16 protein-coding genes are annotated in these 11,420 nt (G+C 31.0%); all 16 read right to left on the bottom strand.

Features of this window, described 5'->3' with window-relative positions; translation table 11 throughout:
* On the bottom strand, positions 1 to 924 hold a 924-nt coding region (locus tag PF569_09305), incomplete at its 3' end, for a CHC2 zinc finger domain-containing protein (GenBank protein MDA3856432.1).
* A gap of 6 nt (positions 925 to 930) precedes the next feature.
* The gene (locus PF569_09310) at positions 931 to 2,061 is read right to left on the bottom strand and encodes an AAA family ATPase (protein MDA3856433.1); all 1,131 of its coding nucleotides are present in this window, start codon (positions 2,059 to 2,061) and stop codon (positions 931 to 933) included.
* Between the two features lie 53 nt (positions 2,062 to 2,114).
* Complete coding sequence (locus PF569_09315; protein ID MDA3856434.1) at positions 2,115 to 3,107, bottom strand: DNA methyltransferase; 993 nt, start codon at positions 3,105 to 3,107, stop codon at positions 2,115 to 2,117.
* A 61-nt stretch (positions 3,108 to 3,168) separates the two neighbouring features.
* A complete protein-coding gene (locus PF569_09320) occupies positions 3,169 to 3,552 on the bottom strand; it encodes a hypothetical protein (protein ID MDA3856435.1) in 384 nt (127 codons plus the stop codon).
* Positions 3,545 to 4,096, bottom strand: coding sequence for a DUF5662 family protein (locus PF569_09325; GenBank protein MDA3856436.1), 552 nt, complete (start codon positions 4,094 to 4,096; stop codon positions 3,545 to 3,547). Before PF569_09325 ends, PF569_09320 begins: the two co-directional genes overlap by 8 nt.
* A gap of 62 nt (positions 4,097 to 4,158) precedes the next feature.
* Positions 4,159 to 5,610 (bottom strand): hypothetical protein, encoded by a 1,452-nt coding sequence (locus PF569_09330; protein MDA3856437.1) that lies wholly within the window; start codon positions 5,608 to 5,610, stop codon positions 4,159 to 4,161.
* Positions 5,611 to 5,616: 6 nt separating this feature from the next.
* On the bottom strand, positions 5,617 to 6,324 hold the full coding sequence (locus PF569_09335; GenBank protein MDA3856438.1) for a DNA adenine methylase: 708 nt from the start codon (positions 6,322 to 6,324) through the stop codon (positions 5,617 to 5,619).
* Entirely contained in the window at positions 6,324 to 6,488 is a 165-nt protein-coding gene (locus tag PF569_09340) for a hypothetical protein (protein ID MDA3856439.1), read from the bottom strand. Before PF569_09340 ends, PF569_09335 begins: the two co-directional genes overlap by 1 nt.
* Positions 6,489 to 6,667: 179 nt before the next feature.
* The gene (locus tag PF569_09345; GenBank protein ID MDA3856440.1) at positions 6,668 to 7,417 is read right to left on the bottom strand and encodes an ATP-binding protein; all 750 of its coding nucleotides are present in this window, start codon (positions 7,415 to 7,417) and stop codon (positions 6,668 to 6,670) included.
* Between the two features lie 2 nt (positions 7,418 to 7,419).
* Positions 7,420 to 7,782, bottom strand: a complete 363-nt coding sequence (locus PF569_09350; GenBank protein ID MDA3856441.1) for a hypothetical protein — start codon at positions 7,780 to 7,782, stop codon at positions 7,420 to 7,422.
* An 18-nt stretch (positions 7,783 to 7,800) separates the two neighbouring features.
* A complete protein-coding gene (locus tag PF569_09355) occupies positions 7,801 to 7,983 on the bottom strand; it encodes a hypothetical protein (protein MDA3856442.1) in 183 nt (60 codons plus the stop codon).
* The gene (locus PF569_09360) at positions 7,983 to 8,135 is read right to left on the bottom strand and encodes a hypothetical protein (GenBank protein MDA3856443.1); all 153 of its coding nucleotides are present in this window, start codon (positions 8,133 to 8,135) and stop codon (positions 7,983 to 7,985) included. The genes PF569_09355 and PF569_09360 overlap by 1 nt, the downstream gene beginning before the upstream one ends.
* A gap of 18 nt (positions 8,136 to 8,153) precedes the next feature.
* Positions 8,154 to 8,369 carry a hypothetical protein gene (locus PF569_09365; GenBank protein MDA3856444.1) on the bottom strand — a complete coding sequence of 72 codons (216 nt, stop codon included), beginning with the start codon at positions 8,367 to 8,369 and terminating at the stop codon, positions 8,154 to 8,156.
* Positions 8,353 to 8,574: a hypothetical protein gene (locus PF569_09370; protein MDA3856445.1), complete on the bottom strand. Its 222-nt coding sequence runs from the start codon at positions 8,572 to 8,574 to the stop codon at positions 8,353 to 8,355. Before PF569_09370 ends, PF569_09365 begins: the two co-directional genes overlap by 17 nt.
* Positions 8,575 to 8,616: 42 nt before the next feature.
* Positions 8,617 to 10,686: a hypothetical protein gene (locus PF569_09375; GenBank protein ID MDA3856446.1), complete on the bottom strand. Its 2,070-nt coding sequence runs from the start codon at positions 10,684 to 10,686 to the stop codon at positions 8,617 to 8,619.
* Positions 10,687 to 10,731: 45 nt separating this feature from the next.
* Positions 10,732 to 11,178 carry a hypothetical protein gene (locus PF569_09380; GenBank protein ID MDA3856447.1) on the bottom strand — a complete coding sequence of 149 codons (447 nt, stop codon included), beginning with the start codon at positions 11,176 to 11,178 and terminating at the stop codon, positions 10,732 to 10,734.
* Between the last annotated feature and the right edge of the window lie 242 nt (positions 11,179 to 11,420).

Below are 11,420 nucleotides of genomic sequence, written 5' to 3' on the forward strand. Positions count from 1 at the left end.
TCCATATTCTATACTACTGTCTATTTTACTTTTAATTAAACTTTTGTCAAGATCCCCAATATTTTCTCCCTCAATTTCTGAAGTACAAACTCTAAAATCATAATCCCATTCCCTATCAAAATCATCTAGCATTTGATATCCAGCATTATCATTATCAATTCCTAATATAATATCTTTGAACCCTCTATCTCTCAACATTTTTAATTTAGTCTCTGTAAGGGTATTTCCAAAAAAGCTACATACATTCTTATGCACATTATAGATATTTAATAAAGACTTAATTCCTTCAACTATTACTAGAGGCTCATCTGTATTACAGTTGTCTAAATTAAATATAAAATCTGATATAGCATCCTTTGGATATAGAACTTTCAAATCTCCTTTTCTATAAGCTCGACCCTCAATATTTATTAGATTACCCTCTGAGTTATATACTGGAATTAAAATTCTATTCATAAACACAGTTGACTTTTTATCTTCTTGAGTAAACTTACTTCTATACTTACAATATTTAGTATAAGATATATTAAAGTCATAAATCGTATCCTCTACAACTCCTATACTTTTAAGATAGGCCATAACTTCTTTATTATTAAATACAGATAATTCAGAACCCTCTTCTAGAATAAAGTCACCTCTATCTTTAGACTTTTTCTTAGTAGTTTTTGTAGTAGAATAATAACCACCATAATTAGAGTAACTTGAACCTGAATCTAAAGTGTTGCCTGTTAATCTCTTGTATAGAGTAAAAGTATTACCTTTATCACCACAACCCCAGCATTTATAGTAACCTTCTTCTATATCCATTGAGCAGGATGGGTGATTATCTTTGTGACTGGGATTGGTACAAGTGAAGATTAGATTGTCTCCTTTTATCTCATAGGCTATTCCTAATTCATCAAGTACCTGTTGTGGTGTTTTCATTTTCTACTAATCCTTTAATTTTCTTCTACTTGATTGCTTAACTTCCACTTTACCACATGATTCTACAAACTTCAATAAGTAATAGTAGAAAATAGTATTATTAAAATACCCTGTATTTTCTCTATTTATTTCTACAAAAGTATCTAGTAGTGAATTAAAGTTTTTATTTGATGCAAAGAACTTTGTCTTTGCTTCGTAATCACCGTTATAATAAGAGTTAGTTAGATAGGACTTCTTCCAGTCTACCATTAAGTAGAACATTTTATTAAATATATCTGATATAGAATCACCTTTGCTGAGCTCATACAGAGCTGTAGCGGAGCCTTCTAATAGCTTAGTGATAAATGACTCAAGTTTCTCTTCAGTGACTATCTCTAACTCCTCTATGAGTTGATCCTCAGTATAGATCTCAGAATCCAAACATCTTTGAAACTTTTGAACAGCCCCCCTAATACTACCATTACAATTATGAGAAATAGCTGTAATAACATCTATAAACGAGTCTGGATATATTTCTTCTTTAGGATCTAATATTTCTAGTTGCTTCATTAAATAGTCTGATAAAACTTTAGGCTTTTGAGCTTTAAATTTATATACTTGTAGTCTATCCTCTAATGAGGAGTTCTTTACTGCTGATAATAAAGCTTTTGCATCCATTGTTAATAGGATGAAATATACGTTTTTACGAGGCTTTTCAACAATCTTAAGCAATTTTCCAATAGCACTTTTAGAGTTTATTTGCTGTACTTCCTCAATAATGAAAATCTTATTCTTTGCATAAGTAGCTCCTCTTTCAGCTTCAGCTTCTAAAGCTTGTACACCATCTTTTAATAAGTCCGATCCATCTTTCATAATTACATCAAGTGCATACCTCTCTGAAATTATATCCTCACAGCTTTCACATTTACCACATGGATTGTGACTCCCATCTCTTGACTTTATTGGTGACTCACAATTTATTAGTGAAGCTATTATTCCTGATAAAGAGGTTTTACCTGTCCCTGTGGCCCCCTCAAATATTACTGTATTAGGAAAGCTAAAGTCTTTACTGTATTTTTTAAAAGTTTTTACAGTTACCTCGCTTCCTACCATTTCTGAAAACTTACGAGGACGTAAACTATCTGTTAATTTTTCCATTATTTCTCCCTTTTTATTTATTGTATATTGTTTATGATTTTATTTCAAGTATTCTATGAGTATTCCTCTACTAAAGGTAAACCTCTACCTAAAAACTTCTTCTCTCTTGCTTTAATTGTTTCGTAATGCTTTGGATCTATCTCATAGCAAGTATAATTTAATCCTAAATCTATACAGGCTTCAACGTCTGTTCCTGATCCTCCGAATGGGATTAAAACTTTTGAATCTTTTCTAGTTGTTACTTCTAGTAATTGAGTAACTAAACTTACAGGTTTGATTGTGTCATGGTCATATAATCTTGATATATTACTTTGCTGACTATGCTTGATTACATCATTATGTTTGTAGTGGTTGTTAAATGGTCGCCTTAAAGATTCGTACTCGGCTCTTAAAGATTCGTACTCAGCTCTTAAAGATTCGTACTCAGCTCCACTTTTAATTATACTTTCTATTAAATCCCAATCCTGTTTTGTTGGGTTGCTTGTTCCTAATATGATATTACTGCACCACCCTGTTAAATTCCCATTTTTAGAAGGTCTTAATTTCCTAAAATCTATTTCACGTAAATTATACCTTTTCATTCCTTTTGAAATTTCTCTACTATATGGGTTTCTAGGGGCAATATATTCTTTTTCTATAAATTCCCTTCCTGACATTTCAATCTCATTGCTATAAAATAAACAACGTTCCGTAATTGGTGCAAAATATCGAGCCTGTCCGTAATCCTGAGCTTTGGTTTGACATTCCTTCTTTTCCCAGACTAAAGAGTTTCCTAAATTAAAATACTTGTCAAATATAATCTGAGCATAAGCAATTTTTTTTGCATGACCCCACCAAAACAAACTACCATTATCTTTTAAAATCCTTTTACACTCAACAGCCCACTTTTCAACATCTTTTAGATATTCTTCAAAACTATCCCAGATAAAATCAAAGTCACCTTTAACATTATAATACGGAGGATCACACATTAAAACGTCAATGCTTTTATCTTCTATATCGTTGTCTAACCAATCGCCTAGTATAACTTCTCTTGTTTTACTCATCAATTTCTTATATACTCCCCTTAAACAAAAACCTAGAGACTATTATGTCTCTAGGTTTACACTATTTCTTCAAGCTATTAACAAATTTAAAATCTTCCACCTCCATCTTGCTAATATCAAACACTACAAGATCACAAGTATCTAAATCAGTATCATCATTATTCAAAGCTTGCTCTGAAGGAATAGCCTCAATTTTAGTTTCAATATCTCTCATAAAATGAGTTTTTCTTGGTTGATCTAAGATATCATTATTTGTAATTCCTTTCTCAATCTCTCTATTTAAATCCATTACTGTTTTATAAAAAGACTTAAAACTTAGATATAATCTACTATACCCATCCAAGTTCCTTTCCCTATTTTTAGCACTAAAAAATCTTGCTACAACCTTATTTAGAAGTAGTTCCACAGGCTTAAAAGGCTCTATTGATCCTTTTTCATTATTCATTATTTTCTCCTTTATTATGTTCATTTGCTAGTTCTGTAAATAGTGGTAATAACTCTTCTACTAAAGACCTTGTTTTTTTATGTAATAACATTGTATCCTTATTTTTATCGTAATACTTACTAGGTGTATCTTTAAACTTATATGCCATAGCTGTCCAATCTAGTAACATCTCTAATGTAGCTATATAGGACATTTCTAAAGCTTTGGTTTCACCTTTAGACCACATTAACCAGTATTGCCAATGATGAGGATTAGTTTTTTGGTGATGATTCCATGCTGATTCAAACTCATTTGTTTCTTTCTCTTCTGGATTTACAGGAAAGAAGTTTTTTCTATAAGGTGCAAACTCCTCATTATCCCATTTCGAATTATCATGGTTATCAATATTATATTCTAATTTCTCATATCTTTCACCTGTAAAATTCTTCAATATAGTATCACTAGTATTTAGTTGACTTGTGAAATCGTTGAAGGCTTTCTCTATATTAGATGTATGCTCTGCTATATACATTTCATAGGCTGTAATAGATTGCTTTTTATTCATTATTATCTCCTTTTATATTCTTTAATTATTGTAACATACTCTATTAGTTTAATCAAGTATTGCTACTCTTTTTCGTCCTCATCTTCTTCATCTGTGTCATAAGCTAATTCAGGATTATAGGTAGGATAAGAAAATAGCATACCTTTTGCTCCATTGAACTTATAGTAGAGTGAGGGACTTAAAATTCCATTATTTTGTTTTAGAATATTTATTTCTTGCACATCCTCAAGATAATCCAGCTCAGGTGCTTCTGGATTATATTTTTGTAAGGTAAAGTAAGGTCTAAATACTGATATTACTAATCTAGCTCTTTCCTCTATTGCTCCAGCATTTTTAAGCATCTCTGTATTCATCTTTAACTTATATGTATCCTCAATAGTGTTTATTACTACTCTGTCACTTGATCTTTTAGGTTGAAAAACTCCTAGTAAATGTATGTTAATTTCCTTAACTAAGGCATGAAGAGAGTTCATAGCGTCCTCATATAGCGAAGCCCTCCCTCCTAGTCCTTTATTAAACTCATCTATTTGAGACATTAAGTCCACTGATACAAATATATACTCATCGGGTTTTAAACTCATTTTCTTTTTAGCTAGTAGAATACATTTCTTTAACTTAGGTATAGACATAACATCGGTATTGACTTGAAAGTAGTTTTTATGTCGTTTTGATCTCTTAAGCTCCCTTTCAATAATCTTATCTATTTTTTCAGATCTATCTTCTATAAAGTTTTCATCCTCTTTATTGCTAAAACTAAACTCAGTTCTATCTGTATTACTTCTAATAGCCATTTTTGCATCTAAAGAACTCTCTAATGACATCTCTAAAGTGACTTCTAGTGTTGGTAGATTTTTAAGTATTCTACGCTCTACAAGATTTTTAACATAGGTTGTTTTACCAGAACCTGGATTACCAAAAACTACAGATATTTCTTGTGGCATTAAACTGCCGTTATATAAATATTGATCTAAATAACTACAGCCTGAAGGGTATATTTTACCACTCTTCCTTTCTTCAATAATGTCTTTAAATTTCTTAGCTTCATCTTCTCTAGATAAAAACTCTACTTCATCAAACTCACCACTTTTCATAGTAGATACATCATTAAGCATTGCGTTAAGCCTGTTTTCAAGGCTATCTAAATCAACATTTTTCTTAGAAACTTCAATGGTCAAGTCATCTAGTTTGCTATTTTGAAGATCGTCCATAATCTTATGCTTTTTTAAATCTTCTATATAAGTTACTAGATCTTTAGCTATATAAGTATCCTCTTCTAAAAATGTAAGATGATCAGATTTTAAATCCTCAAAGTGTTTTAATCCATGTAGTAATATAGACCTCTTTGAAGGTGTAATATCTTTCTCTTGAATTATGACAAGAGACTTAAATATTGCATTTCCTATTTTAGATACAAAGTAATTATTATACTCTGTATCTAACAAGTCTAGGTTAGAATGTAATACTCCTAGAACTTGCTGTTCTAAGAGTGGAATTTGCTTTTTTGAGATTGACACTGTTGATTATCCTTTTAATGTAAATAGTTTTTCTACTTTGTTAAGAGTATTATTAGTACTATCTAAGTTAGATGTTACTTCTTTACCCCATACACATATAAAGTCATCAGGCATATTGTATTCTGATATAAATATAGTATGGCCTTCTTTTTTCTTATTTCTACACCAACTATAAAAATGATCATGATCTATATCACTTTTATATTTTGTAGTATATCTATACGGAGGATCACAATAAATAATGCTATTAGATGGTATATCTAATTTATCATATGTAGAATGTACTAGAGTAATACCTTGTAGCTTTGGTGATTGTTTAACAGCACTTCTATAAGCAATAGCTACATAGTCTTTTAAAGGGTCTTTAGCTCTACACCAGCCACCATACCACTTAGCTCCAAATGAATATGCAAAGCCTACAAAAGAAATATCATGTCTTGTTAAGAGTTTACTATCTTCTCTACATTTTTTATAGTTATCTTCTGTAAACTCTTTATTATCTTTAGGTATTTCTTCTAAGTTATCTCTAATTTGCTCTAGTGCTAAAATTGTTGGTAAATGTGCATCACCTCCAATTCTTAAACCTTCAACCTTATCAATAGTATTAGCTCCACCAACAAAGGGCTCTATATAGTATTGAGCTTCTTGTCTATCTTTTAAAATTATAGGTAAAATATGTTTTGCTATTCTACCTTTACCTCCTAAATATGTCATTAAGTATTTCTCACTTCAATTAACTCCGAATCAGAATTGAATACATATTGTCTATTATGTGCTGAGAGTACCCTACCATTTAACTTAGTCTTGTCTCCCATTTTTTCTAGTAAGAACCTAATCTTCTGTAGATCTGTATATCCTTTTGCTTCTTTATTTTCCATTATTTATTTCTCCTCTTTTTTATTCTCATAACTAACTATAAATCTATTTTTGTTAAACTTAATGCCAAACCACTGATACCATGATTCGTGATACACAGCCACTTTTTTAGAATTGTGTAGATCCTCTTCCACGTATCTACAATAGTAGTCTATTAAGAAAAACCATAGTATTTTCTTTATCAGTCCCATAATGTCCCTACTTTAAAACTTTTGCTCTTACTCTCAAAATTGTCTGTAAATTGCATACTATGATCTAGGACTTCTCTGCTAATAAGTCGCTGTATAGCTGTATCAAATCCTTTTTCTAAAGTATCTATAGGACTATTACTACAGAAGATTGTCGATAGTCTTAGAGTCTCTATTCTAGTTTTTAGAAAAGAGGTTAAGAAAGGTATCTGATAAGCAGACTTATAGACGGTTACTTTGTCTGTTGAAAACTCGTCTAATATAAGACAATCCACATTCATTATTTTATTAACCTCTATTTTCAGATCATCATCTCTTTGAGAGTCTAAAACCATTCTTACTAAATTATCCGTTAATATATAGCGTACAGACTTCCCTTGTTTAAGTAGTTCTTTACCTATATACCTAGCTAAAGTAGACTTCTGGGTGGAGTGTTTACCCTCAAAGTATAAGTTAAGACTTGAGTACTTTTCTTCAAAGTGTTTCAAGTATTTTCCAATCTTCACTATATTACCTTGCTTATCATCTCCAACATAATCTTTTTCTATAGAATAATCTAGTAGTGTGACCGCTTCAGGATTGCTACTAAGTTTAATAGGGATATTAGCTTTATCTAACAATATCTTTAGCTTGGTTTCTCTCTGATAGTGAAGAAGGCAATCACACTTAGTTGTTGACATCTCTTCTTCATTATCAATAAATCCATTATCGCATTTATCACAGGGTATATAATTACTAATCATTCTTAACTATTCCCTACATCTTTCAATGCAACTCTCACATTATCCCTTATTAGTTTATAGCAATCTAAATCTAATAGATTACTCTCATCACCTGTTTTTCTAAAATCTTCCACAATTCCAACATTTCTCTTTATATCCTCATGTAGATTAAAGAATCCTGTAACTTGAGCTTTACGCTCTTCATTGTCACCTTCAAATTTCAACTTAAAAGTACCAAAGTAAGGAATAGTGATGTCTTCTCCATTATAGTAGTTTCCAATACATAGCATGTTACTAAAGTGCTTAAATACGGAGGCTATCTCGCTCTCTTTTAAATCGGTTAAGTTTTTCAACTCACCTATAATCTTCTCTTCTTCTGTTTTCAAAGTACCTCCCTTATTATATTACTTCTTAGCTTTTACATCATCCCATATATAACGAACTCTATCAAATGAAACTTTTACAATATCACTTGAACCAACTTCTACACAATAACAATATATACCAGAAATTGCAATACATATTCCATCAAATCTTTTTACGGCTTTTCCTAAGTCTTTATAGACTGCTACTTTAAAATTATTCATTAGTCATGTAACCTCGTTGCGAATTGATTTTTACCAGTCTCTACAACTGTCGTATTTTTGTCACTAGATGTAGACTCTTTTAAGTTATCTACCTCTTCTTTAGTAGTCTCTACTCCATTGAGTATTACTTTCTCTTCTACTTTGTCTTTCATTGTTTCTATCTTCTCCTTCTAATAATATTGTATATAACCTTCATAGTTTGGATATCTACCCTCTATAATTCTAAATGCTTCTTCTTCTGCCTTTTTACAAGTATACGCTTCAACAACTACACAATCTAAGTTCTTTATACTATCTCCACAAATACATGGATTATGATGTTCATCAAACTGTACAAGAAATGCAAAATAGTATCTTCCTTTGAAGATTCTACTCCATAAGCTCATATTTATTTCTCCTTCTCCTATTGTTTATTATCGTTTCTAAAGAACTCTTATCTGAAATATAATTATTAAACTCCTCAGAAGTCATTCCAAGATATTCATGAAGCTCATAATTAAATATAGTAGGATGTAAATGCCAACAAGTTATGTACTCATCAATATTATTGATAGATTCTAGTCCTCTTACTACTTTATTTACGAAAGTCATCTTTATATCCTTAACTAATAGTATAATTAATATTAACTAAAGTCAAGTAGCTGTCCTTCTTTTTAGCTTATAGTTTTCTAGTATACTTGTATGTAGTTTTTGCTCTTTATTCTTCATACTTTCTTCCATGCTTTCTACTTCTTCCCAGATATAAGATGGAGCCTTTGAACCGTATATACTACAAAGATGAACTGAAGCTACTACGGAGTCGGAAAGGTCGTTCATGTTATATCCTAGCTTAGACGTATCCCAATCTATATTATTTAAGTCTGTTACTACATCACCATTAGAATGATCAATCTTAGGTTTTCCACCTTTAGTCTTAGACATTATCAAACTCTTTAAGTTGTTTTTCATGATTAAAGATTTTCCCATTTTAGCACACCCTCTAGACATAAGAGCTAGATAATTTATATAAGGTTCAGTAGTTGATTCAACAGATAACTTTTCAACATTAAATCCATGTAATTCTAAATATTGAATAGTTGGTTGAGATTGAAACTGGTCAAAGGATACTCTTGAAATATTCATAGTTCCCTCTCTTCTTAGATCTCTAATAAAAAACTTAATAGCTTCCAAGTTAATTTTATCTTTAGTAGGTGCTATAGTAATTGCCATATCTGTTATATAGACTAATTCACCTTGTTTATTTATTTCTACATGAGATACTGCTATTCCTGTAAAGTCTGTTACATAACTTTGATCGACAGATACATATCTCTTTGCATTAGGATTTCTGTAGAATTCATATTTTCCATTTTGTGCTTTATAGAAAAATATATCTTTAATCTTATTCCAAATTAAACCCTCAGGAGGTAAATTAGCAGGTGCGTTTATATATGTATAAATGTTTTTTAATTGAGGAGAGAATAGTGGTTCTATATGATTAAGATTTACTAACTTCTCAGCTACAGCAGAAGGTCTACCTCCATAGTCTTTAATACACTTAGTAAGACTATCCTCAGCTAAAACTCTAATATCATTAGGAAAATCCATTACTTCAGTGGGGTCAAATAACTCTACTTCAGAAGGTTGTAATATCTTAGGAGGGCTTGAAGCTGTTCCTAGATAAACAGGAAATGTCTTAGTTCTATCCTTCTCAAAAATAGGGAACTGCCATATCTGATAATCCCACTTTGCACCTTGTAATACTAGGTTTTCTGGATTTTTATATGCATCATTATATATATATTGTGTGATTGAATCTTCCATAGTGTTAGGAGATGAATCTAATATTGAGCGACTTAACCAATTATTTTGAAAACGAGAGTACATTCTACCTTTTAAATCTGTATAGAATCTCATTACCTTTTCATCTGTCCAGCCTTTACCAGCTTCCTTAAAGAATGATATCTCAGTACAAGTTGAACTTAGGATATTAAGTCCTAGTAAATCTGAAACTTGGGAAACTTGTTTAAAGTACAAATCATCTATTCTAAATATACTACCTTTAGTAGAAGCTGTTGTATAGCAAATATTTGAAGGATATTCTAATTTATATCTCTCTAGTTGCTCCTCTGTTTTACATCTTTTAAACTTCTCAGAGTTACCAAGAAGATTAAGTAGTGGTCTAGTTGTAATCTCCTCAGCCTTAGACTGGGAGATAGCCATTATTGCTATAGTCATCATTGCATGTGAAGCTTGGTTTAAATACTGTTTTGGATTTCTTAATAATGCATAGTAGGTACTGATATAAGCTAATATTAACATTGCTAACATTGACTTTCCAACTCCAATTGGTAATGCCAAGATTAAGTGGCGGTAGGGGTTCTTTATATCAAAAAAATCTTCCATCATTCCTTTCATATAGGGGAATAGATTATCAGCGGTACCTCCAATATATTCATGGGTTAAAAATTCAGCCACGGAGGGTGGACGCTCTTTAAAGGAGACTTTCCAAGAATTAGCTGTATAATCCATCTTCTTTTCATCTGATAACTTATCATTGTTCATTATCTTACCAAAGGCTGACTTTAAGTCCTGTAATTCTACTTCAGAAAAGTTTATATCATTTCTAAGATTTGATATGTAATCAAGATCATCTGGAGGATGATTTATGATATCGTCAATTTTATCTTGTAAATTATCTAGTTCTTTATTGTTGGTTATCATTAGTATATAAGCTCCCTCTTAGTAATATAGTACTAAATGGATAGTCTATAATTCTATACACTCTCCATAGGGATCTACTATTTTAATAATTTTACCTTCATATGTAGGCTCTGGTTTTTTCAAACAAAAGTGTAATTCTTCTCCTAAGTCTGTTATATAAGTATTAGGATCACATGAAAATCTATTCCATTGAGTTGCTGTAAAGATATTGGTATGTCTTACTATCTCTTTTCTACCTTGAGGCAACTGTTCCACTTCTGTTAAAACACCTCTTGTATCTTCTTCCATATAGTAATTAAATATTCTATTTCCTGTTAAGAGTTCTGATATAATTCCATCTTCATAGGATATTATTGATCCATCTGGTAGTGGTAACTCTATTCCATTAGGCTCTTCAGTACACATGAATAGTAATCTATAGAAGTTTCCATCTTCTTGTGAGTAATAGCTTAATGCTAGTTCCTTTTCTTGTTCTATTTGTTCTTCTGTCATAATCTTCTCCCTTTATTTTAAAAGCCCACCGAGGCAATCTACATAATTGTTATTTTTGTAGAATCCTAGTGAGCATTGATACTATACTAGCGGTCTAAGTGTAAATTTCATACTACTTATATTAGACTTTATTAAGTAGGTACTATCATCTAAAGTATAGACTTTTGATTGTTTATTTGTAGTAAACTCGAATACTTGGTTTTTACTCTCAAACACTAACATACCATGGTATATAGTGGCTA

Source organism: Candidatus Woesearchaeota archaeon (assembly GCA_027858315.1).
Taxonomy (GTDB): Archaea; Nanobdellota; Nanobdellia; order Woesearchaeales; family UBA583; genus UBA583.